20 protein-coding genes are annotated in these 24,344 nt (G+C 46.7%); 7 read left to right on the top strand and 13 right to left on the bottom strand.

Features of this window, described 5'->3' with window-relative positions; all coding sequences use genetic code 11:
- Window positions 1-51: 51 nt before the first annotated feature.
- Entirely contained in the window at window positions 52-609 is a 558-nt protein-coding gene (locus ACEW9O_RS05650; RefSeq protein WP_373549160.1) for a hypothetical protein, read from the top strand.
- Between the two features lie 127 nt (window positions 610-736).
- Here the strand turns inward: ACEW9O_RS05650 and ACEW9O_RS05645 are convergent, their stop codons facing one another.
- The 9 genes from ACEW9O_RS05645 to ACEW9O_RS05605 form a co-directional block, all read right to left on the bottom strand.
- Entirely contained in the window at window positions 737-1,300 is a 564-nt protein-coding gene (locus ACEW9O_RS05645) for a hypothetical protein (RefSeq protein WP_373549159.1), read from the bottom strand.
- 337 nt (window positions 1,301-1,637) lie between these two features.
- On the bottom strand, window positions 1,638-2,189 hold the full coding sequence (locus ACEW9O_RS05640) for a Uma2 family endonuclease (RefSeq protein ID WP_373549158.1): 552 nt from the start codon (window positions 2,187-2,189) through the stop codon (window positions 1,638-1,640).
- Window positions 2,190-2,341: 152 nt separating this feature from the next.
- Entirely contained in the window at window positions 2,342-3,178 is an 837-nt protein-coding gene (locus tag ACEW9O_RS05635) for a formylglycine-generating enzyme family protein (RefSeq protein ID WP_373549157.1), read from the bottom strand.
- 5 nt (window positions 3,179-3,183) lie between these two features.
- Window positions 3,184-5,544, bottom strand: coding sequence for a COR domain-containing protein (locus tag ACEW9O_RS05630; protein WP_373549156.1), 2,361 nt, complete (start codon window positions 5,542-5,544; stop codon window positions 3,184-3,186).
- A 163-nt stretch (window positions 5,545-5,707) separates the two neighbouring features.
- A complete protein-coding gene (locus tag ACEW9O_RS05625; RefSeq protein ID WP_373549155.1) occupies window positions 5,708-5,887 on the bottom strand; it encodes an SUMF1/EgtB/PvdO family nonheme iron enzyme in 180 nt (59 codons plus the stop codon).
- A gap of 18 nt (window positions 5,888-5,905) precedes the next feature.
- Window positions 5,906-6,892: an RNA-directed DNA polymerase gene (locus ACEW9O_RS05620; RefSeq protein WP_373549154.1), complete on the bottom strand. Its 987-nt coding sequence runs from the start codon at window positions 6,890-6,892 to the stop codon at window positions 5,906-5,908.
- Window positions 6,876-7,319 carry an HRDC domain-containing protein gene (locus tag ACEW9O_RS05615; protein WP_373549153.1) on the bottom strand — a complete coding sequence of 148 codons (444 nt, stop codon included), beginning with the start codon at window positions 7,317-7,319 and terminating at the stop codon, window positions 6,876-6,878. Before ACEW9O_RS05615 ends, ACEW9O_RS05620 begins: the two co-directional genes overlap by 17 nt.
- 138 nt (window positions 7,320-7,457) lie before the next feature.
- On the bottom strand, window positions 7,458-8,357 hold the full coding sequence (locus ACEW9O_RS05610; RefSeq protein WP_373549152.1) for a formylglycine-generating enzyme family protein: 900 nt from the start codon (window positions 8,355-8,357) through the stop codon (window positions 7,458-7,460).
- Window positions 8,358-9,148: 791 nt separating this feature from the next.
- Window positions 9,149-9,589, bottom strand: a complete 441-nt coding sequence (locus ACEW9O_RS05605; protein WP_373549151.1) for a CoxG family protein — start codon at window positions 9,587-9,589, stop codon at window positions 9,149-9,151.
- A gap of 227 nt (window positions 9,590-9,816) precedes the next feature.
- On the opposite strand from ACEW9O_RS05605, the gene ACEW9O_RS05600 reads away from it, so the two are divergent.
- The 6 genes from ACEW9O_RS05600 (at window position 9,817) to ACEW9O_RS05575 (ending at window position 20,330) form a co-directional block, all read left to right on the top strand.
- The gene (locus tag ACEW9O_RS05600; RefSeq protein WP_373549150.1) at window positions 9,817-11,031 is read left to right on the top strand and encodes an ROK family protein; all 1,215 of its coding nucleotides are present in this window, start codon (window positions 9,817-9,819) and stop codon (window positions 11,029-11,031) included.
- A 56-nt stretch (window positions 11,032-11,087) separates the two neighbouring features.
- Window positions 11,088-14,396 (top strand): SusC/RagA family TonB-linked outer membrane protein, encoded by a 3,309-nt coding sequence (locus tag ACEW9O_RS05595; RefSeq protein WP_373549149.1) that lies wholly within the window; start codon window positions 11,088-11,090, stop codon window positions 14,394-14,396.
- Between the two features lie 38 nt (window positions 14,397-14,434).
- On the top strand, window positions 14,435-16,009 hold the full coding sequence (locus ACEW9O_RS05590; RefSeq protein ID WP_373549148.1) for a SusD/RagB family nutrient-binding outer membrane lipoprotein: 1,575 nt from the start codon (window positions 14,435-14,437) through the stop codon (window positions 16,007-16,009).
- Between the two features lie 102 nt (window positions 16,010-16,111).
- The gene (locus ACEW9O_RS05585) at window positions 16,112-17,665 is read left to right on the top strand and encodes an FG-GAP repeat domain-containing protein (protein ID WP_373549147.1); all 1,554 of its coding nucleotides are present in this window, start codon (window positions 16,112-16,114) and stop codon (window positions 17,663-17,665) included.
- A gap of 195 nt (window positions 17,666-17,860) precedes the next feature.
- Entirely contained in the window at window positions 17,861-18,937 is a 1,077-nt protein-coding gene (locus tag ACEW9O_RS05580; RefSeq protein ID WP_373549146.1) for a nuclease-related domain-containing protein, read from the top strand.
- A 283-nt stretch (window positions 18,938-19,220) separates the two neighbouring features.
- Window positions 19,221-20,330 (top strand): two-component regulator propeller domain-containing protein, encoded by a 1,110-nt coding sequence (locus ACEW9O_RS05575; protein WP_373549145.1) that lies wholly within the window; start codon window positions 19,221-19,223, stop codon window positions 20,328-20,330.
- Between the two features lie 88 nt (window positions 20,331-20,418).
- Here ACEW9O_RS05575 and ACEW9O_RS05570 read toward each other — a convergent pair whose 3' ends face one another.
- The 4 genes from ACEW9O_RS05570 to ACEW9O_RS05555 all read right to left on the bottom strand — a co-directional run bounded on the left by ACEW9O_RS05570 (window position 20,419) and on the right by ACEW9O_RS05555 (window position 24,242).
- Window positions 20,419-21,519, bottom strand: a complete 1,101-nt coding sequence (locus ACEW9O_RS05570) for an ATP-binding protein (protein WP_373549144.1) — start codon at window positions 21,517-21,519, stop codon at window positions 20,419-20,421.
- Window positions 21,520-21,526: 7 nt separating this feature from the next.
- Window positions 21,527-22,738, bottom strand: a complete 1,212-nt coding sequence (locus tag ACEW9O_RS05565) for a VWA-like domain-containing protein (protein ID WP_373549143.1) — start codon at window positions 22,736-22,738, stop codon at window positions 21,527-21,529.
- Window positions 22,739-22,890: 152 nt separating this feature from the next.
- Window positions 22,891-23,643: a tol-pal system YbgF family protein gene (locus ACEW9O_RS05560; RefSeq protein ID WP_373549142.1), complete on the bottom strand. Its 753-nt coding sequence runs from the start codon at window positions 23,641-23,643 to the stop codon at window positions 22,891-22,893.
- The gene (locus ACEW9O_RS05555) at window positions 23,640-24,242 is read right to left on the bottom strand and encodes an RNA polymerase sigma factor (protein WP_373549141.1); all 603 of its coding nucleotides are present in this window, start codon (window positions 24,240-24,242) and stop codon (window positions 23,640-23,642) included. The genes ACEW9O_RS05560 and ACEW9O_RS05555 overlap by 4 nt, the downstream gene beginning before the upstream one ends.
- Window positions 24,243-24,344: the final 102 nt, after the last annotated feature.

Raw genomic sequence — 24,344 nt, 5'->3', positions numbered from 1 at the left:
ATTGCCGACGTTTTTTCCCTACTTTCATTTTAAAATGTACACAAGAACAAAATGACCGATGAATCTTTTCATTCTCCCATCCCTGTCCTTTTTCACCCCTTGAAACATCATCGGGGTTACCTCCAGTATTTCATTCAAAGCAGCGTTGATGAGGAATTTTATATGGCGATACCCCGAATTGGGGCTTCTCAAATGGATTTGTACTGCGGCGAACTCAGTCCGCATGGCATCGGTCAAGAAATTTTGGGGCAATTGAAAGAAAGTGGAATGGAGACTGAGCTTGATTTTATTTCCTTTTTGGCAAACAAACAAGGGTACCAAAATTTGACAATTTCTGATGGTTCGACCTGGACTTTACTGCGTGGTGATGATCCTGAGCGATATGTACACATCCATCCGGCGCGTTATGCCCAGCACTGCATCCGGGTCAAAGCGGGGTCACTCAAAACGGCGATAATGATGCTGCGGCATGATCAAACACCAACTTGTGAAACTGAACAGGTCAATATCTTGCGGAAGTCGATTGGCCTTTCGCCGATTAAACATTTGCAGGAGAGTGAGGGGATTGGGCGAATTTGGGAGGTACTGATGACAGCTTATTCGATTTGATCTGCTTTACTAAGGTGTTCCTTAAGTGTCTTCAGTTTCTTAGGTGGTTAAGGAATGTTTTTTCACCATCTAAGAAACTGAAGGCACTTAAGGGGCACCTCAGCTATTAAAACTTGTTTAATTTTCTTTAATTTTTCAAAATCTTCCCAGGGATCTGTTGGCTTTTTTGCCCGTAGGTCACTTTGAAATGGTAGATTTCACCATCTTCTTCCATCGGGATCAGCATGACCATCCGCGAAGCATTGGCTGATTTCAGGATCATTACCGCTTCAATGGTGCCGTCGATGATGGTAAAAGTGCCGTCTTTGGCCAATTTCCATTTGTAGGTTTCAATGGGGCGTTCGGAAGACACACAACGCTGGTGGCGCTCAAAACTGACGGTATGATTGGGATAAATTTTCATCACGTCGTCGAGGGCACAGGTGGGCGTTTCAGTCATGATGTCGGTGGTTTCGTACCCATCACCATTGACGTCGCAAGGTTTGTCAGCGGTAATGCTGAGAATTTTCCAACTGCCTTTCATCAGGTACTCGGTGTCGATATCCTGGAGGAGTGTTGACTCCGCTGGATCGACTTTAGCAACCGCAATAGTGGCAGGGGTGGTATTTTCGGATTTGGCTTCTTTTTCTACTGATCCATTGGGTTGAATCGCAGATGCCAAAAGGGTGGAAAGCAGGATGAGGATACGCATGGGACAATGTTTATGGGTGTATGTGTATTTATACGTAAAAACGTCACACTTGTAACAGTGAAAAATGCATTCCTGTCCCAAAAAAATGAGTTTTTGTGGCTTTTTGGTCGAAAATGTGGAGGGGCTGGGGAGAAATGCCTCAATTTGGGGAAAACATTGGCCCTTATTTTGTTAAAAATTCCTGCTTCTTTCGCGCAAGGAGTAGGATTTCAGTAGGTGCGACCGTCGAGCCTGCTCGCGCAGCGAGCATTTTAGGATCGACGAGCGCCCACGTAGTAGCGGGTAAGATGCCCAGCTTAACACGAGGTACTTATTTTGAGACGTGATGGACAAGATTTTACACCATCTGCCCCACTTCCATTTCCAGCTCAATCTCCTGCGCTTTAATCAGCTCTCCACTGCGGTACACCCTGCTTTGTTGATAGCTATTTTCCAGCGCATCCCAATACACATGCACCTGTTTTTTATTCAAATCAATCACCCAATACTCAGGGATGCCACTCTCGGCATACAAGGGCAATTTCACTTTGGTATCATAACTAAAGGTGGTATCGGCCACTTCGATGATCAGGTGGATATCGGTGCCGTGGGGCAGTTCATTTTCGTAAAAATCGTCGCGATAGTTTACCAGGGCGATGTCTGGCTCTGGCTCGGATAGGTTATTGGCGATAAAGGGATTTTGTGAGCGAACGATCAATGCTTTACTCAATTTTTCATTCAATAGCCGAGCCAATTTGTCTACTTTGGCGGCATGTTTACTTCCAATGGGGCTCATTTTAATGATTTCTCCGTTGATCAATTCTATTCCACGTTCTGGCAAAATCCCCTCCGCTCCCATTTTATGGTAGTCTGCGATGGTAAACAAGTGCCGCTGGATTTGGATGGACATAATCTTCCGATTTTGTAGGCAAGTTACAATAAATAGGTGGGGATTGCAAGCAAGCCGCCCCCCGCTGCCGGTCGGCTCGTGCCTCGCACGACTGGCGGCGGGGGGCTCCCATTGTCCCACTATTTTTCTTTTTTCTTTTTCTTTTCTTTTGCTCACGGGCTTGTTTGGATGCCAGGCCAGCTGACTGGAGGGGGAAACAACATCACCCGAAAACCCACAGAGTCGTTGCGGCTGGCTGGGTGATCGGCGTCCCGAAGCGAGGAGCGGCAGAACCGCGCATTAAAGGGCCAGCTACCGCCGCGCAGCACCCGATAAGCACCAGCATCACCGTGTGTCCAAGCAGTACCATCCGCCGGAATTTTGCTTTCTTCTGACTGATACTGGTCCTCACACCATTCCCAGACATTGCCACTCAGGTCGTACAGCCCCAGTTCATTCGGCAGTTTCAACCCTACGGGTTGGGTTTGGCGATGGCTGTTTTCACCGTACCAGCCCAGTTCGTCCAGGGTATTGCCTCCCGCATAGTCGTAAAGGCTACGCTGGCTGGCACCAGTAGCCGCGTACTCCCAGGCGGACTCGGAAGGGAGGCGATAGCCGGGGTTTTCAGGGTGGATAAATATGGGAAGGGAGTCTCCATAATTCAGTGCTAGGGTCATGCTAAAATCCAGTGCTTTTTGAAAGCTTGCATCACAAAAATAGCGAGGCGGATAGTCACACAGGCGATTCAGCGCATTGCAAAAAGCGGCGGCATCGTACCAGCTGACTTGTTCTACTGGGCGGTTCGTACCTTTGAAATGGGCAGGGTTTTCGCCACCCATGACGGCTAGCCAGAGGGCTTGGGTGACGGGGTATTTGGCCAAGTAGAAATCAGGGACCTGGATTTCGTTATCGGAATTGCCGATAAAAAAGCTGCCTGCTTTGATTCGAATTAGATCGAAGGAAGTACCGTTGGGGAGTGACTGACGGTGCTCCATTTCTGCAAAACTCATGTCCGTCATTTCATTTTTATTGTATCGCAGAGATTCTGTACTGCCTTTCTAATTTTATTTCTCTCTAATCCAGCCTCTTGAGGACTAATGGTCCCGTCGCGCACATCTCTATCCAAATTTTTCAACCTACCTCGCGTATTGACAAAAGAATCGTATTCCTCTTCAGGTAACAAAGTTTCCATCGCTTCCAATGCTTCGAGTAATTGGTCATTGGCAATTAACTCCCGGCGGATGCGCTCTTTTTCAGTCGGGTTAGGGTTTGTTTTCCGAAACCCAGCCTCACCACTATGCTCTTCCCAGGGAAACTTGCCAAATTTTTTCAACAGTTCCACATCGAGAAAATCACCTTCGTATTTCATTTTGATGCCAGGCTTCAAATGGTGCAAAAATCTGGAGTTTTTGAGGTCTTCCGTGATTTTTTCCAACGTTGTAACTAGCATTTCATAAAACACAGCTGGATTTGTGCCTCTGAATTCAGCCTGGATGCGGCGGTTTTGCCAGTCCTCCTCAACCAGGGCAAAAGTATTACTCGAAGCATCGTGAAGTACCCCACCATTGCCCCAAATCAATCCATTGTAGATATATGCGTTTAGAGATACCAGCAGCTTGTTGACCATCCCGGCCGGGATAAACGGTTCGAAACAAAATTGAAAAGTATAGTCTGCAGCTTGTTGCAGAACAGGGTACCTGTTCAACGCTGGTTTGCCTTTATTGAACAAAGCCGCTGGTACCATGTAATCCGTTTCCCCTTCGAGAGAAGTAATTTCATAAGCCAGTTTGTATTTATCGTTCAGCATCAGTTTTACCAAATTAGCGCGATCTGCTGCATCCGGGTACTCACTCCAGATGGTATCAAAATAGACCTCTTTCAGGATTCCGTCGCGTTGCATCAAGGGGCTATCGATGACCCTGCAAATGGCATCCTTGACCCAGTTGGGGTTGATGATGATCCAATCCTCCTTGTTCACAAAGTTCCCGGTGTAGATGACACTGCCGATGCGGTCCAGTACCGTGAGCCAGGTTTGAGCCTCCTTTGTGTCCAGGCCTTCATCCTTGCAAATCCCCAGGTAAGCGCCATAAGTGAGATGCTGAGCGTTTGAGCCTTCCAGCCGTGCTTTGACCCGAAACCACTCCAAGTTGAAGCGGTTGCTAAAAATATCCCTACTAACACTAGGCAAGATTTCCCGAAGGTTACTGACTAATTGGTCAAACCCAGCGTAGTTTTTACAACTGATTTTTACAAATTTGACAAGATTCTTGTACTTCTCCCGGTTGAGTGTTTCGTTAATTCCATCGTCCCTACTGTCCACTTTGTTCAACACGTAAATAACTGGACTGGCTTCCGCAGCGTCCTGATCAAAGCTATAAGCATTGACCATTGACAACCAATAGTCCAAGCCGATGTAGTCTTCATTGTCAGGTTGATCATCGTAGGAGGTTACGTACAGGTACAAAGACTTGCGGCTACAAAACAACTGCTGAATTTCCCGATAGCGACCCTGTCCGCCAAAGTCCCAGATGTTCAATTGAAAGTCAATGTTTTCGTCTAGTTGGGTCAGATGTCCAGGTAAGTTTTTGAGCAGGTAGGGCTCAACGTCCAGTCCAGGAGTGCGGTCGTTTTCCTCAGGCAAAGGGGCTTGTGGATCTTTCAACTTGATGCGAATAGAACTTTTACCGACCATCGGGTTGCCGACCAAAATCATTTTGGCCTCGTGAAGGTAACGGGTCTTTTTGCCGTGGATGGACATCAGATACGTTAGGATATCGGGGGCAGAATTGTGCGTATCCCCGCTTCCGACCACATCCTGAGAAATTGTCGAGAGTGGATTCCCTGATAAAAAAAGCATATCCAGTTGACGCATACCCACAAAGCATTCGGGTAATGATTCAAGCAGATTTTTTTGCAGGTGAATGTATTTGAGGTAGCGAAACCCATCGGGCATCACCAGGTCTTTCATACCATTCCCACTCCCATCCAACAACTCCAACTCCGGGCAATCCCCTTCAAAGACCAGTTCTTCAAATTGATTGTTTTGCACATACAATTGCTTAAGGGCAATGAAACCAGCCGGGATATGCAAAGCCTTCAGGCTACAATCATTCAGGTACAAATGGGTCAATTCCGGCAAAGCGACCTTGAATTCAAGCTTTGATAATTTTTTATTGCGCCCCAGGTACAGGTGCTCCAAATGGGCGCAATCCTCATCCAGATAAAGCTCCTCCAAGTCCTTTTCCGTCATACTCACCGCCACAAGTTTACCCTCCCTATCGAGGGCATACGCATTACCTTGCCGGCGCACGGCTTCAACGTTGTCGAGGGGAGTTAGTTTTAAGTCTTTCAGCAGGTCTACGGTCAGTTTTTGCATTTGCGCTGGGCTTGAGGTTTTAAATTCCAAACACACTCTTAAAAAAATTGGGCAGTAGAACCTTCACCATCAACCGGGTTACCAATACTACTGCCGCAGCGGCAAATCCGCGTTTTTGTCTCCACGAGGGAGGAGTACGGGACAAACAACTGTTCAGTGGCTGTCATCCAACTAGCCCGTGAGCTGGAGGGGGAAACAACAACACCCGAAAACCCACATTGTTGTTGCGGTTTGCTGGTTGATTGTTGTTCCGATTCGAGGAGCGGCAGTTCTGCGCATTATTGTTCCAGCTACCGCCGCGCAGCACCCGATTAGCACCCTTCGCTGTTTGCCCTTGCGTCATATCGCGCAGGGTATAAAATTAAGAAAAAATTATTTGCTTCCGAAATGCTTTTGCATTGGCGTGTTCGGTGAAGGCAATCAGGGGCAGGGCGTGGCGCTGACAGTGGGCTTCCGACCACTCGCCGGAGTGGTATTTTTGATCGATGTAACGGATTTTTTGCACAAATCTTCGTCGGCTGCGCAGGGAGAGGCGAGTATCATAGGGGCGCAGCACATGCCCTACAAAGGGCAAACCCGCCGAAGTAAAGTTCATCAGCATGGGTTTTAGCGCGCATTGCAGGCTTTGCTCCACAAAATTCGTTATTGCCTGCTGGCATTCCTTCAGCACCGAGCGTTCATTGTGCCACAAAACCATATCGTCCATGTAGCGCACATAAGCTTTGATGCGCAGTTGTTCTTTGATGAAATGATCCAACCCAGTTAGGTAATGGTTGGCAAAATACTGGCTACTCAAATTGCCAATGGGTACCCCACGATCAGGCAGCACGCAATAACTATCGATAATCTGGCCAAAAATCAGCAACAATTGCTGGTCCTTAAACATCCGATCCAGTTGGGTTTTGAGCACGGCGTGATGGATGCTGTCAAAAAATTTGCGCACATCCAGTTTTAAAAAATAGCGGTACTGACGGGTGAACTGTTGCGCCAGGTGCAAGGCCGCATGTACTCCTTTACCGGGCCTACTAGCAAAGCTTTGCCCAATCTGCACCCGCTCAAAGTACCCGTGGCATACGTTCATCAAGGCATGGTGCAGCACCTGTTCTCCAAAAGCGCTGGCGCAAATCTGGCGCTCCTTGGGGTCGTACACTTTAAAATAGCGATACTGGCCTACCTGCACCTTCACCGTTAAAATCTGGTCTCGTAATCCGAGGAGGTTTGTATCCAGATTTTTTTGGTAGGCCAATACTTCTTGGGCATAGGACTTGCCCTTGCGGGCTTTCCAAAATGCCAGGCGCAGATTGTCCAGGTCGGCAACGGGTTCCAATAAGTTATTCGCTCTTTTCATCAGATTTGAGGATAAAATGGCTGCCGTATTTTTCCACTTTTTTTTCACCGATGCCTTTGATGCTCCGCATCTCGGCCAACGTTAGGTTTTCCATTTTGGCCAAGGATGCTAATTCATCATTGGTAAACACATTGTACGCCGGGATACCTTCGGCGCTGGAGATTTGTTTGCGGATTTCCCGCATGCGCGAAAACCGGGCAAAACTCGCCTCATCCAACTCCAGGCGGTGATCTACCGTGTTACGTTCTTTAAACGCCCCCGACGGATCGTCCAGATAACTGACGCAGCAGCACCAAAATGCTTCGGCACCCAACACCACCAACTGCTTTTCCAACTTGATGATCTTTTTGGCGCGCAAAAAACGATTCAGCTCTTCATTGATGTTTTCACCACCCGTGATGGGGATACTAAATATTTTCAACTGCATAACCTGTATTTATTTCTGGCTTTTTTTCGAGCAATCGCTGCCCGCTGCCGGTCGGCTCGTGCCTCGCGCGACTGGCGGCGGGCAGCTCCCGTTGTCCACCCCTCTTTTTCTTTTTTTTTCTTTTCTTTTGCTCACGGGCTATTTTTGGATGCCAGACCAGCTGACTGGAGGGGGAAACAACAACACCCGAAAACCCACACCGTCGTCGCGGCGAGCTGGTCGATAGCTGAACCGATACGAGGAGCGGCAGTAGTGCGCATTAAAGTACCAGCTACCGCCGCGCAGCACCCGATAAGCACCCGCGTCCTGATCCACCCAGGGAGAACCATCTGTTGGAGCACCTTCGTAAGTTTCGTGCCATTGGTCTTCACACCATTCCCACACGTTGCCACTCAGGTCGTAAAGTCCCCATTCATTGGCCATTTTTAGTCCCACGGGCTGAGTCTGACTATGGCTATTTTCGTCATACCAGCCGACCTCATCCAAGACATTGCTGCCCGCGTAGCGGAGTCGATCGCTGAGCGTAGCCGAAGCACGGTCACTTCGACTTCGCTCAGTGACCAAGCTGAGCGCAGCGGCGTACTCCCATTCTGCTTCTGTAGGCAAACGAAAACCATAAGCCGCCGTATCAACATAAATGGGCATACTTTCACCAGATTTAATGGATTGGGCAAGCGCTATATTCAGCACCTGACTGCGTTTTTCATCTACATAATACTTTGCAGAATAAGCAAAGCAGGCATTTAAGGCATTGCAAAAAGCTACTGCATCGTACCAACTCACCTGCTCCACCGGGCGGTGGGCACCTTGAAAATAAGATGGATTTTCCCCACCCATCAAGTCCAACCACAAGTCCTGGGTCGTCGGGTATTCCGCCATCCAAAAACCTGGGACGTTTACCTCGTGGATGATTTTTTCATCGCCGTAGGCGTCTTCATCGTCATTGCCCATCAAAAAGCTGCCTCCCTCTACTTCCACCAGGTGAAAGCTAAAGCCAGATGGGAGCGTTACGGGGCGGCGGGTAATGGTGCTGGTCATGGAGCTGGTGTTGTACGTTTTGTGGTGTGGAGGCAAAATAATAAAAAAATGTAACTGTAAGGCTGGAGAAGCCTGCCTCGCTTAAGGCCTTGGTACAATATTGGATGAGCCGTAGGATTTAGGTATGTGCGATCGTCGAGCCTGCTCGCCTAAGCGAGCATTTTAGGATCGACGAGCGCCCACGTAGTGGCGAGCAAGATGCCCAGCTTAACACGAGGTGCTTATTTTGAGACTTGATGAACAAGGTTTTTCCTTGCTCCGCAAGACTTGCCAAAGCGACAACAATAGCAGCGCGGATAACACGGATTGGGGCGGATTTACGCGGATTTTTATCCCGCCTGCGGCGTGATGGGAGAAAAATTGCCACGAATTACACGAATTTTCACGAATTCGACCTTCACCTTGTTCAGGTCAAGGCGCTTTTGCGCAAACGAAGTTTGTGCTTTAATTCGTGAAAATTCGTGTCATTCGTGGCCAAAAAACTTTCGCCGCAGGCGAAAGAAAATCCGCGTAAATCCGCTTTATCCGCGTCATCCGCGCTGCTATTGTTGTCGCTTTGGTATAAACGATGTTTGATTGAGTGCAAGTTTTTTTATCATCGGCAGAGTCGAGCATCCTACCCACCACTACGTGGGCGCTCGTCGATCCTAAAATGCTCGCTGCGCGAGCAGGCTCGACGGTCGCGGGTTTTAGAGCTTACGTAGCGCTTGGTATCACCGCAAAAACAATCGAGCGATTGAAACATATGTTCAACCGCTCGATTGTTTTTCAAGAATGTGCAGGATTTCCCCTTACCCATTCACCTCCTTCTCCAGCGCTTCAAAAAACTGCTTCGACAACATGTTCGCTACTGGCGTAATCACCCGGCCGCCCATGGTGGCGAGCATGCCCGAAAGTTTCACGTCGCCGCTGAAGCTCACTTCCGTTTGGGTATCCGAAAGGGCTTTGAGGTTCATGTTTACTTCGGCTGCGGCATTGCCTATTTTGCTGTTTTGTTGAATGACCAGTCGGAAGGATTCGGGTTGGACTTTGTCTAGCATTTTAAGGTTGCCCGAAAAAGCGCCGCCAACCGGGCCAATTTTCACTTCGGCGATGGCTTTGAAGTTTTCGTCATCCAGTTTTTCCAGTTTGGTGATGGCAGGGGTAATGCGCGCCAGGATTTCTGGATCCATCATCATGTCCCAAATGGTTTGGGCGGAGGCGTTTACAGTGTAGGTTCCGCTGAGCGTCATGGTGCTGATATTAAATTAAGGTTACGATACTTCCTAAAGGTAACTAAAAATCAAGATGAATGTTTTGATGAGGCAAAAACTTTAAGCCATTGAGATAATATTTTTTGTCGCTACAATTAACCTATTTGGTAAAAAATTTAAAAAAACTTAACATTCTTTTATAAAAAATTTAAAAAACCATTTAGATTTGTTAAACTTCTTTTGATTGTTTGTCACCTATTCTCGATATGTCAGTTAAAAAAGACAAAAACAAACGTGGTTTAATCCGAGAGCTTTATTTCTCTCGCATGTTGTCTTGCGCCGATTTATGTGACAAGCTGGACAAAAGTTTACCCCTGATCACTAAACTAGTCAACGAGTTAATTGAAGAAAATAAAATCGTAGAGCGTGGCCTGGCCGCCTCTACGGGTGGAAGAAGGCCGGTGATGTATTCGATTCGGGAAGATGTCAACTACATTGTAGCCGTGTCCATGGATCAGCTCATTACCCGCATCACCCTGCTGAACATGCACAATGAGTTCATCGGTGAGATGGTCAAGGTAGATCTGCCCCTAAAAGGAAATGACGATGCTTTGAGCATTTTAACCCAAGCCATTGGCACTTTTGTCCACAATAGCTCAGTTCCTAAAGAAAAAATCATCGGCATCGGCATTGCCATGCCAGGATTTATAGACGCACAGAAGGGGATCAATTATTCTTTTTTGAAGACAAACAGAAGCATTACTCATTTCATTTCCAAAGCCTTAGAGCTTCCAGTTTTTATTGACAATGATTCAAGCTTGATTGCCTTGGCGGAACTGAGGTTTGGCGCAGCCATTGCCGAAAAAAATGTCATGGTCATTAACATGGGTTGGGGGGTTGGCCTGGGTATGATTCTGGACGGAGCACTCTATCGGGGCGAAATTGGTTTTGCCGGCGAATTCAGTCATATCCCCTTGTTCAACAACAACAAACTATGTAGTTGTGGCAAACAGGGCTGCCTGGAAACAGAAACCTCTCTTTTGGTGCTCGTCGAAAACGCCAAAAAAGGGCTACAAGCAGGCCGTATCTCCTGCCTGCAAAATGTACCTTTTGACCGGCCCGAAGAAGCCAACAAGATGATCATTCAGGCTGCCCTGGAAGGAGATCAATTTGCGATAGAACTGCTTTCGGACATTGGCTTGATCGTGGGGCGTGGGGTTGCGATTTTGATTCATTTACTCAACCCCAAATTGATTGTATTGAGTGGTCGCGGGGCAATGGCCGGGAGAATCTGGAAAGCTCCGATTCAACAAGCTCTGACGGAATATTGTATTCCCCGACTTGTCCACAATACCAATATCAAGGTATCCGAACTGGGCCATCAGGCCGAAATGATTGGTGCCGCTGCACTCGTCATGGAAAACATCGAGCGACTTAATCCCACAAAAATAGAGATCCCCAATTACGAGCAAGTCTTGTAAGGGCCAATACAACAGTTGTTATTTTTTAACCTATTACCATCTTAAATTTGCACTCTATGAAAAAAAGCCTACTTCTGCTTGTTGTGTTGTTCTGCACAATAAGCTACAGCGCTTTCGCTCAAAAGGTATCTGGTAAGGTAACCGGAACCGACAAAGAGCCACTACCCGGCGCTTACGTACTTGTTAAGGGAACTTCAACGGGTACCGTAACCGATGAAAAAGGAGAATTTTCATTGACCACTGCATTGACGAATACGCTCGTTTTTTCCTTTACGGGATTTCAGAGTTTGGAAGAACCGATCAATGGACGCAATGTAGTAGATGTGGTCATGTTGGAAGCTGCTGCTCAATTGGAAGGAGTGGTCGTTACCGCCTTGGGCATGAGTAAAGCACAAAAGGCAGTGGGCTATGCCACCACTACCATCAGGGCGGAAGACCTGACCAATGCGGGTACGCCCAACTTGGCTACGGCGCTGTACGGCAAAGCTCCAGGGGTGCGGATTGCCGCAACGCCAGGTGGTGCCACTAGTGCAGTCAACATCAACATCCGTGGGGTGAACTCCATTACTGGCCGCAGTCAACCCCTGATCGTATTGGACGGGGTACCCATCCGCGATGGGGAAGTGCGCAACAACGATTACTGGAGTGACCAGCGTCTGCGTGGTAACGGCCTTTTGGACATCAACCCGGAAGACATCGACAACATCTCGATCCTGAAAGGTGCATCAGCTGCCGCGCTCTATGGTTCTGAAGCCGTAAACGGGGTGGTGCTGATTACGACCAAAAGTGGAAAGGGCAAAAAAGGCATGAACGTAGACTTCAACGCCAGCTATGGTGTGGACAACGTGGCCTATTTGCCCAGATACCAGAACATCCGCGGTGCGGGTGCGCCGCTCCATGTGAGCAATGGTGGCCAGGACGCGGAAGGTTTTATTTATTATGACACCAACGGTGATGGCACCAAGGAAACCAGAGGTATTACCAACTTTTCCATCAACTTTGGGCCAAAATTTGACGGCAAGCCAACCATGGGCTGGGATGGAATTGTACGCCCATACGAAGCACAGGAAGACAACTACGGAGGTTTGTACCAGCAAGGGCACACCGCCAATGTTAACGTAGCGGTTTCGCAGGCAAGTGAAAATAGCAACATTCGTTTTTCGCTGACTCGCCAGGACAACGCGGGTTTGAGCCTCAATGCTGGCAACCAGAAAAACATTGCCAACCTCAATAGTACCTTCCGTTTGGGCAGAAAGTGGTCAACGGATATTTTGGTTAACTACATTAACCAAAAAACCGAAAACCGCCCCTACTCTATCGACCGGATGATCAACAACTTTACCGGGATGATCGGACGTTTTGACAATGCGGATTGGTACCTGAACAAGTACCAAACCAGCCGGGGGTATCGCTTCGTAACAGGCACGGGACAGAGCTTAACGCCTAACGAAAACATCATCTACAATGGATTCAAAGGGGACATCGCCGACTACGTATGGCGGGTCAACAAAAACCTGTTGGATGAATTTAGCAACCGCGTGATCGCCAGTATGACGCACCACTACCAGATTTTGCCTGATCTGAAGTTCCGGGGTAGAATTTCTACTGACTTCACTTCCGAGCGCATTGAAACCAGAAACTACACCGAAAGACCATTGGCTTTTGGCAACTCTGGCTACTTTGGACTAGAAAACAACCTCTACTCCATCCTCTACGGCGACGCCTTGCTGACTTACACCAAACGTTTGTCTCCTAGCTTTGAGCTGAACGTGATGGGGGGTTATATGGCGACCAAAGACGTTGCTACTTTTGTAAGCCGCGGTACGAATGGTGGTTTGAGCACCGAAAACCTGTTTGACATTGCCGCAACGATCAACGTAGCCAATAGTGGATCAAGCCGCTCTGCCCTCGTGAAGGACGCCTATCTTGGTACCATTAACCTCGATTACAAAGGCTACTTGTTTGTAGAAGGTACCATCCGCCGCGACCGGACTTCTACCATGAATCCAGAGAACAACAGCTTCATTTATCCTTCGGTCAATACCAGCTTCATCTTTACTGATGCCTTCAAATTGCCTAGCTTCATTTCCTTTGGTAAACTCAGAGGATCTTATGGGATTGTGGGTAACTATCCAGACATCTACCGTGCGAACATCGCTTACAACCAAGGAACGCTGGGCGTTCAGGCCGTGGGCGGTTCTCCCGTGTTGTACACCAACATTTCCTCTTCATTTGGCAATGACGTGATTCGTCCCGAGCAAAAGAAAGAGTTTGAGTTTGGTTTGGAAACCCGCTTCCTGAAAAACCGGATTACGTTCGAAGCATCCTACTACAATGCCCAAATCGTTGATCAAATTTTGCCTTTGACTTTGGCTTCAACCTCTGGTGCAACTTCTGTATTGACCAATATCGGTACACTCCGCAACAAAGGTATTGAATTGTCGCTGCGTGGTACAGTAGCCAAGTCTACCAATCTTTTCTGGGAAATTGGGGTCAACTACTCCAGCAACAAAAACGTAGTCGAAAAACTGGCGAACAATGCCACTGAATTGTTGCACGCCGATTACGATGGTAGTGCAGCACAGTTGCGTTCGGTAGTTGGTCAGCCAATGGGTGACTTCTATGTACCTCCGGTTGCTACCAACACTAACGGTCAGCAAATTGTCAATGCCAACGGTCTGTATCAATTGGATTCGCGCAACTGGGTCAAAGTAGGTAACGCGATGCCAAAAGCAGTAGGTGGTTTTTTCAGCACCCTGACTTTTAAAGGAATTACCCTGGATGCCTTGGCTGATTTCCGCTTCGGTGGCCACGTGATGCCGACTGGTATCAACTGGATGATCAGCCGCGGTTTGTTGGAAGAAAGCACCAAGTTTATGGATAAAGAAAGTGGTGGTTTGAGCTACTACGTTTCGGGAGGAAAGGGTGTTCAAACTACTGGAGACAAAGGTCCAAACGGCGAACAAGTGTTCAACGATGGGGTGTTGACTCCCGGTGTATTGGCCAATGGCGAACCCAATACCAACGTCATTTCGCAGGCTTACTACTACTGGAATACCTACAACTGGGGTGGCCCTCAGTACAGCTCTTCTCGGTATGAGTTGTACATCGTGAAAAACTCTTACATCAAAATGCGAGAGTTGACCCTGGGTTACAACTTGCCACAAAGTATGATCAGCAAGTTGGGCTTCAGCAAACTGAATCTGTCGGTATTTGGCCGCAACCTCTTCTATTTCTACCGGACGATCAAAGACATCGACGCTGAACAGTTGACCTCGGGTTCTCGCTGGACTCAAACGGTCAACAACGCGGGTACCAACCCCTCTTCTCGCACCATGGGTGTGATGATCAGAGCCAGCTTCTAACCTTTATTTATTCTGGTAAACTTGAAAATTTGTCAACAATGAAATCAAAAATCTATATAGCGTTTTTCGCTTTGGCGGTGCTTTCGGTGGCCTGCCAAAAATCCGATTTCGCGTCGAGCTATGCCGACCCTTCTAAAATCACAGCCACTACCGTCGAAAAACAATTCACCGGTTTTTTGAATGCCAACAAGTGGTATGTTTTGCCAGACTACTGGAACTACTTCGTTGTGTTGCGCACCTCGCTCCAGCACTGGAATCAGGCAGTGGGCTGGGTAAATACCGACAACCAGTACATTCCACCTTCAGCCGGTTTAGGTGACCGTTGGAACACCTACTACGGGTTTCTGGCGCAATACCGTGAATTGGAAAAAGTTTTTGGTCAACTTGAAGCAGTAGACCAAAAAGATCGCCGCATTTACCTGGTTGCTGCCACCATTTACCTCTACGACCACACTCAACGGGTAGTGGACTTGCATGGCGATATTCCCTGGTCGACAGCAGGCCGACTCAGCGAAAACGGTGGTGATTACGAAAAATCCTATGCCAAATATGATGGTGCCGAAGTGGTTTATGCCAAAATGCTGGACGATCTGAAAGCCTTTGCAGACGAGCTGAATACACTGACCGTTAGCCCAGGCATCCAGGTCGGTTTCAAAACCCAGGATTTCGTCAACAAAGGAGATTTAGCTTCGTGGAAACGTTATTGCAACTCCCTACGTTTGCGCATGTTGACTCGGGTTTCTGGAGTACCTTCCTTGCAAGCAAGGGCTAATACTGAAATTGCCAGCATCCTGGCTGATCCGGCCAAGTACCCTGTGGTGACCAGCAATGCACAAAACATCCAAATCAATGTACACGATTTGAATACTGATATTCATTCCAAGAACTTCCGTTCTGGTTTGGAAGATTGGGATGGCAACGTTGCAGGCCAAAAGATGATCGACCACATGAAAACGAGTGGAGACCCTCGTCTGCGTGTGATGTTTGAGCCAGGACTCAATGCCGCCGGTGAATACAAAGGTCTGGATCCACTTTTGGATGCTTCTGCCCAAACCGCACTGGTTGCTGGCGGTACCTTGTCTTTGTACAACCGCTCCACGATGAGCCGCAACCAGTTCTTCCCCGGCGTGGTGATCAATGCTGCTGAAGTTAGCTTGCTTATGGCCGAATATTACATCAAGGGCAATAACGATGCTCAAGCCAAAGCGGCTTATGAAAATGCCATCAAGCAGTCGGTGGAATTTTACTACAACGTCCGCAAATTGAGCAATGACGCCACTACTCCGGCACCTGCGGCAACCAATGATACCGAGATCAATGATTACATCACCAGCGCTGCGGTGAACTGGGGAAGCAATACCGACAAGTTGAACCTGATTGCAACTCAGAAGTGGATCCACTTCAACGTGGTACAGCCAGTAGACCTCTGGGCTGAAATCAGACGCCTGGATTTGCCGAAGTTGACCTTCCGCGACGACATTGCCAATGCCCAGAAACAACCTCCGGTACGTTGGTTTTACCCAACTAGCGAGTCCATTTACAATCCGACCAACTACACCAGCGTAAGTGGTAAGGACAATTTGGCGACCAAGATTTTCTGGGACGTAAAGTGAGTTTCATACATTACAGATATTTGAACTAGTTTTTTTTATTTTTGATAGACTGCTAATGGGTTTTGCTCGTTAGCAGTTTATTTTTTTTAGACAAACTATACCATGAGCAGGAATCAGCTGTTTTTAATTATTGCTCTCCCTTTAGTGATTTTGAGCTTATCCAATACCTGGATTCAGCAGCGTACCATAGCGACTGTTGATGTAGCTGCGCTTCCTGCTGATTCCATTGCAAAAGGAAAAAAACTGGCGCTCATCCACTGTCAGCGTTGCCACCTCTTTACTGATCCCTCCCTTTTGGATAAAAAAACTTGGGTGAGCAGTGTTTTGCCCAATATGGGCCTCCGCCTGGGCATCAAACCCAAAGGCGCCCCAAATACGCCCTACCTCAACGCCGAAGATGCCAAAACCCTACAAGAATGGAACATCTACCCTGATCAGCCCTTGTTGGCGCTCAAGGATTGGAACCTGATCGTCAAGTATTTTGAACACGAAGCCCCCAGTCAACTGCCCTTACCCGCCACGAATGCTACTGCCCCTCAACAGCTCAGTTCTTTTTTAGGCCAATACGTCAGCTTCGGAGATCACCAGTTTCCCCAAACGACCATGATCAAATATGACGCACGTTCGGGGCACTTTTTTATTGGTGATGCCCAAAATGACTTGTACCTGATGAATACCCGATTTCAACTGGTCAATCAATCCCAAATCAAAAGCCCAGCGGTCGACATGGATTTTCCCCGCAACAAAGCGCCGCGTTTGTTGAGCATTGGTTCCATTGTTCCTTCTGATCAAAAACAAGGTGAACTACTTTCGCTGGATGGCGACCCGAATGGATTAAAGCTCGGCCCATTGGCTCGTCCGGTACAATTTGCCGCCGGAGACTTGAATGGCGATACAAAAGAAGACCTGGTGGTCTGTAGTTTTGGCAACCATCGGGGCCAATTGGCCTGGTACGATCAGGGTGACCCTACAAAAGAGCACATCCTCAGCGCCTTGCCGGGTACCCGACAGGTAGAAATTCGGGACATGAATGGTGATCAAAAAAATGACCTGATCGTGCTGCGTGCCCAGGCTTACGAAGCGGTGAGCATTTATTACAATCAGGGCCAAGGGCGTTTTGAGGAAAAAGTGGTCTTGCAGTTTCCCCCCGTGTATGGCTTGAGTTACCTTGAAACAGCAGACTTTAACCAGGATGGTTTCCTGGATTTCCTGGTGACGAATGGAGACAATTGGGACTTATCCGCCATTTTAAAGCCTTACCACGGCATCCGTATTTTTTTGAATGATGGTAAAAATCAATTCACCGAAAAATTCTTTTATCCCCTTTACGGGACCAGCAAAGCCCTGGCCCGCGATTTTGACCTGGATGGCGATTTGGACATTGCTGCCATTGCTTTTTACACCAATCTGGAGCAGCCCGAGCATGGTTTTGTGTATTTGAACAACGAGGGAAGCTTGAACTTTACGGCTGCTGCTACACCTGATGCAGCTGCCGGGAAATGGCTGTGTATGGAGGCTGGCGATTTTGATCGGGATGGCGATCAGGACATTATTTTGGGGTCTTATTTTCATACGGCAGCGGAGGTGGCGCAGTTGGCGGTGCATAGTGTGAGTAGTTTTCCGCAGTTGTTGGTGTTGTACAATCAGAAGAATTAATGGGCATTTTCAATAATCAAACAAGGCATCCGAGCAACCTATTCATTGTCAAGTTGATGAAAATAACAAACTATATTTGCTTGGAGCTTTCATGCTATTGGTTTATATTTACAATGCAGATGCAGCAAGTAAGCATATTTCTGTGTTGGCAGCAATAAGTTCGGGACACAATCTTCAAAATAGTGACAAAGAAAAATGTGCAAAGTTCATAACTCAGTTGGTTGTTTAACAACGGTAAAAACACATTTGAGGCGACACAATATTGATGACTTCAATTCTTTAAACGAGGTAATAAATTTTCAAAAGAGCTTTTCAACTTTAAGACAGCAAATCATTTCAAACCACGAACAACTGATAGAAAATGAAAAGATTACTCTTGACGCTGAAATTTTACAATTAGAGAATGCTATTAAAACGGATAAAATGCTTTTCGAAGACATTTTTCGCAGTGAGATTGAAGCGTTAACGCTAAAGCTAAATAGCTTATCCACTTCAAAGGGTTTGAATTTCATTAAGGGATTTGTCAATTATACAAAGCGGCGGTCTTTAAAAAGGAAACTTCAAAATTTAGAACTCAATTTGAATACTAAAGTTAGTTACGCAGTAGGAAACTTAGTTGACCAACATCTAAATAAAACTTATCGCCGCCAGTATATCACTTCGCATTTTAGAGACGCAGTAAACAAAAGCTGTTTAACCGAGATAAACAAACTTGAATATAAACAGCGTATAATTGATGAAGTGAACAATTCAATTTATGGAGCGTTAGGCGAACATAAAGTTGTAAAAGAATTGGAAAACTTATCAGACGAAAATGTTTTGATTAACGACTTTGCTCTAACTTTTCATCCTCCCATATACAACCGACAAGAAAACGATTACATCAAATCAATTCAAATCGACCACTTGCTTGTTACACCTTCGGGCATCTTTCTTATTGAGACAAAAAATTGGAGTGAAAAATCATTAGCTAGTTTGGATTTACGTTCTCCAGTTCAACAAGTAAAACGAACAAACTTTGCACTCTTTAAAACACTAACCGAAGACATTTCAAGTGGAAGAGTAAAACTTCCGCAACATCATTGGGGAGACAGAAAAATACCAATAAGAAATATGATTGTATTGACCAATTCAAGACCAAACGAAGAGTTTCAGTATGTAAAGGTTTTGACGGTAAATGAGCTTCTTCGTTATGTTAGATATTTCAAGCCACTTTTCACAAGTGAGGAGACACAAGCAATTGCAAGTTATTTGCTTAATTTGAATGAATAATAGTATTTGACACAAACCTCGCCTAGAGCAATACTCGAACGTTGTAAACAACGCTATGATCTCCTACCACCTTGCAATTAGACCACACAAATCAATAAACTCCAATTAAAGAACTGGTAATAATTGACAACGTTCTGGTGTTGTACAAAAGATTTACATCTTAGTTACATCTTTTTACAATCAAAAAGCCATGGGAAATTTGAGAATGATTAGGTTTGGCTCTGGTGGTGGAGTGTATCGTTATGATGGAAAAACCATTACTGACTTTAAATAATGTTAGGCCATGAAAGTGAATTCAGACAATCAAAACTTTTTCATCCTTTGTTGGGCATTTTTGCTAGCCGTAACCATCTCTTGCAATAGTCAAAGTCAATCCAATAAGGGAAATCAGGCAGTACAGGCTAAACCTGATAGCCAATTGTTAAATTACACCACCGGAGTTCGTTCAATTTTAGAAGACAGTAAAGGAAATATTTGGTTTGGGAGTCATAACGAAGGGGTGTGTATGCTTCAGCATGGTCGCTTGCAATATTTCACCACCCAAAACGGATTAAGTAACAACCAGGTGAGGAGCATTTATGAAGATAAAAATGGCACCATCTGGTTTGAATGTGGGGTTGGATTAAGTAGCTATGATGGTAAAGAAATGACTATCTACAATGAAAAAAATTATGATGTAAAAAACAGGTGGAAATTAAGGGATAGTGACCTTTGGTTTAAAGGGGATGAAACTGCTGGTTACAATAAAATTGAAGGGGGGCCGGGAGTGTATCAATATGACGGGAAAAACCTCTATTACCGCAGCTTCCCCATAAAAACAAAATCAGGAGAGGAAAACGCCTATTCAATTTCAACACCTTTTGTCAGAAGTAAAAATGGAGCGGTTTGGTTTGGAACTTATAATGCATTGGTTTGGCATGATGGGAAGCAATTTAAAGTGTTTAATGATGACTCATTAGGATTAAATGGCCCCCCAACCGAATCTTTGCATATTCGATCCATCATGGAAGACAGCAAGGGTAATCTATGGATTGGAAACAATAGTGGTGGCAGCCCAGTTGGGGGCATCGGAGTCTTAAAATATGATGGTAAAAAGTTCACCCATTTTACAAAACAACATCAATTAAGAAAAGAAGACACCAAAGGTGGTAATTCTCTGGACAGGGTTTTTTCGATAGGTGAAGACACTTTGGGTAACATTTGGTTTGGAACAGTAGAATCAGGTGTGTGGCGATACGATGGACATACGATGAAAAATTTCACCCAAAAAGATGGTCTCGATGGGAACTTTACTTGGATTATTTACCAAAGCAAAACCGGTGAATTGTGGTTTGGCGGAGGTCCCAATGGGGTGTATCGTTTCAATGGTAAGTCCTTTGAACGAAAATATTGACTAAAAGTATGAACGCACAACATGGGGTTTTATGCAAGTCTTAAGAAACCTTGTGCTGCTGAAATGGAAGTCAGCAGAGATCAACAAATCACATCATCTTCAAAACCAACTTCCCCAACTCCACATCCGCCAGCAAGCCCTTCAAACCCGCCTGCCCGCCCGTAGTCAAGTCCTTCAACAAGGTGAAACGAATGTCATTCGGAATAAAGTCAATTTTTAAAAAGGCTTTCAGATTGTTGAACTGAGCCGGACTAAGCGATTTAGCGTCCTGCAACAAATAATTGGCCAAACGCGTACACAAAGCCGCAATGATGTCCACCCGAATTGGCTGTTTGACTACCATTTTTTGAAAAGGCAAAACGACCTCTTTTTCAAAATCCTGGGCATTGCAGATTTGCTGGGGGGTAATCAACTCGCTCAGGTTGTGGTTGACAAAAGAGATAAAAGCTGTAGCGCTTTGTTCGTCCAAACAGGAATCGGCCAGAATCCGCACCAGGCCCAGATTGGCACTCAAGTCTTTGATCGATTTGATGGCTTCAAAAAACTGCACCAAAGTCCGCGGAGTGGTGCGTTGCCCGGTGATGATTTCGGGATAAAGTAATACAAAATTGATCCCTCGGGCATCCACCTCATTTTGTTCGGCCCATTGCACCCAGGTTTTGAGGTCAAATTCCAAGGTGACGTGCAGCATCCGCGTTAGCATGGCATCGTCCATAGGAGTAACCGAATAATCCCCACCATCGGGGTTGGCGGTCAGGATGATTTGCCAGTGGGGCGGCAATTGCCAACTGATCAGCTCGTGGTTTTGCAACAACTGCATGATGCCGCGCAGGATGCGTTCATCGGCGCGGTTGACGTCGTCGATCAACAATATGCCGGGCCCTGGGGAGTCAGGCACCCAGGCGGGTGCTCGAAAAACGGTGCGCGCCCCCTCAATGGCGGGCATACCGACCAAATCCCCCATTTCTTCAAATTGAGCCGGGGCGAGGTAGACGTATTGGTAGCCATTTTGCTGGGCGAGGTGCTCGACGATCTCGGTTTTACCTATGCCGTGGCGGCCCCAGATGCAGATGGGTGATTTGCGCTTCCCCTCTCCTTCCAGCACCTGATTGGTTTGGAAGATGTGTTGGATAAAACTGCTCAGTTCTGTCGCGTTAACCCGAGTTCCGTAGTATTGGTAATTGTGCATAGTTAATTTACATGCTTATTTTTCTTCCAGGCAAATGTTCCCAATTGTTTCCATCCCTGCCTTGGTTGCCTTTGCTGATCATCCACAACAGTGGTTTACGGCAAGATAAACTGGGCGCAGGGCCCAATCCATCAGTAAAATACACCACCGCATCCGCATTCGATTTTTGATTGGCATATTCAATTGCCGCATCAAAATGGGTGCCCCCTCGACCAGCAACGACTACTGGAATCGTGCCCCGATAAATATAGGCATTGTTGATCTGGGTATCACATTCCAGGATAAAAATTTCGGTTCCCAAACGCCAAATCTGCTGGATTTCCTGGAAAAAGGCTTGTATTTCCGCATCGGCAATACTCGCTGAAGTATCCAGCGCAATCAGCAATTTGTGCTTGTTGCGGATGCGCAAGCCTGGATTGGTGCCGTAACGCCGGGAAACTTTACGCAGGGTGTTTTGCAAAAAAGTACGTTGTCCTGCGCCGACAAATAAACGCAAAAAACGCCGCCAATCCAGCGCTGGCTCAGGCTTTGTAAGCAATTGGTTTAATTGTGTTTGCAAGATTCCTGGCAAGCTGCCCAGGCCTTTGCTGCCTACCCGCTCAAGGGCATTTTGCACAATCTGTTGCATTCCCGTCGCGAGCACTTTTTTTTCAGCAGCACTCAGCGTCCCTACCTCATTTTGCCATAAGTCATGCCCAGCTAGAGGGCCAGTACCTGCTGCCATCAAGTCAGATAGTTTCGGGCTGATGATTTGCCCACGGCGCAGCGTTTTGTCCCAGGCGCTCGCTAGTTCATCGTAGTAGACATCGACCGGGCGATAGGGTTGCAAATCCAGTTCGGGGAAGAGGTTCAGGGTGAGTGAAGCTGGGCTGAGTTGTTCAGGGCTCAAATATTGATTCACCGCCAAATCCGCAGCCAGGTGAAAGATGCGCAGATTGGTAAAGTCCCGTTCCCGTAGCAGGTGACCAAATACCAAGTGCAATATTTCGTGTTTGAGTGCACCCAAGCGTTGGGAGGGAGTGTTCAAATCAGCTTGCCAATAGGTTGGATTGATCGCGAGTTTGGGCGTTTTGTTGACATTCACGCCCAATGACAGACACAGAATCTCAACATTGAGCTCCTTAACCAGTCCCGTCAATACATGCCCATAGAAAGGCTCATGCAGGATGAGCTGAATACTGGCTTGGGTTACCTGGTCTAAAATCTGCTGGGTTTGCATGTCTGCAAATGTAATTTTTTGGGTTCTTTTATTCGAAAAAAGCTATAACAAAGTTAAAAAACTGAAGGCTTGAAAAAAACGACACCTCGACTCCGCTCGGTGACCGTTTTTTTCAAGCCTTCAGTTTTTTAACTTTGTTGTATAGTAAAGGTTTACTTCATCTTCTTCAAGATTTCACGCGCTTCTTTGGCAAAAGAACTATTCTCGTTCTGCGCGATGGTTTTTAATTTGGATTCAACGGCAGCGTCCATCGGCCCTAGCTTCAGGCAGGCCAATATATAATTCCACTCCCCTTTTTCTTTGAATTTGGATTCGTTGGAATTGGCCGCAATTTCAAAAGCTTTTTTAGCTGCGCTGAAATTATTCAACCCCACTAAAGCGTGGCCAAGGTAGAATTGTGCTTCCACATATAGAGGGTCGCCTTCAGGAATCCGCGCAAAATCTTCTACTGCATCGGCATAACTTTCTTCCGCCAGGGCAGTTTTGCCTGTAGTCAAAGCATTTTGAGGCACCGCTCCACCGCGCATACTCGACTCAGTGGGTGCTTCATAGTAGCTTGCAAACAATTCATCACTGCTTGGTGCAGGCATCAAAAATGGGCGGGCAAAAAAGACCAGCAACAAAACTGCCGCAGCAGCGCTCAGGATAAAAATACCCCGGCGCAAGGAAATAATCCGACCGCCAGAAGCAGCACGATTGCCTTCTTGTTCCCATTTTTTCAAGTCATTACGCAGGCTTTCTTCCACTCCGTAATCCAGTGCGCTCAAACTTAGGCGGTATAATTCTTCAGCCTGGCGCAAATCACTGTTGCTGCCGAGTTCCCGTTCAAAGCTTTGACGATCTCCTGTCGACAATTCCCCAGCATGGTACTGGTCGATTCGGTCGTAATAATTTTCAAGCTTCATAACACATCTTTAAGTTGTTTTACCATGCCTGGGTTTTTTTCCAGGAATTCCATCAAGGCCAGGTGGCAGCGGTACTTAATTTTCCGGGCGTTAGCCTCGTTGCTGAGTTGCAGGGTTTCTGCAATTTCCGCCATTGAGTACGACAATTTCCACATCTCCAACACTTTGCGACATTGTTCGCCGAGTTGATCAAGCAGGTGGCTGAGTAAGTTTTTCCGTTCTTCGGTGCGGAAGGTAACTTCTGGAGTTTCCAGATCGGGTTCTTCCTGCGCTGGTTTAATGGGATCAACCAGGGATACACGTTCTTGTTTGCGCATTTGGTTCATCCACAAAAAACGACAAATCGAATACAGGTAACCTTTTACGGGTGCTTCACCCCGGAATTTATCTTCCCGGATGTTGCGGTCCAGCACAATGATTCCTTCGTGAAACATATCGGTACCATCTTCTTGGTTGCCCCGATTGTTTCTGACGAATGAAACGACGCGCTGCTGCAATTCTTTGTCGTCGTACAACCAGCGGATTGCCGTTTGTCTTACGGTGCCGCCATTTTTGATCGCCGCTACTAATGACTCGTTCGTGTAGGTGATGGCGTTCATGGAGTAGGTGTTTTTAAGCAGAATAATGTGCCAGGTTTGTCGAAATATTTTAGCAAATCGTCCATATATTCTTTTTGAAGGCGTAGGAAGTGTATTAAACCC

Origin of the sequence: Haliscomenobacter sp. (genome assembly GCF_041740695.1) — a bacterium.
Classification (GTDB): Bacteria; Bacteroidota; Bacteroidia; order Chitinophagales; family Saprospiraceae; genus Haliscomenobacter.
The sequence above is the reverse complement of the archived record's forward strand: the minus strand, read 5'-3'. Positions and strand labels throughout refer to the sequence as shown.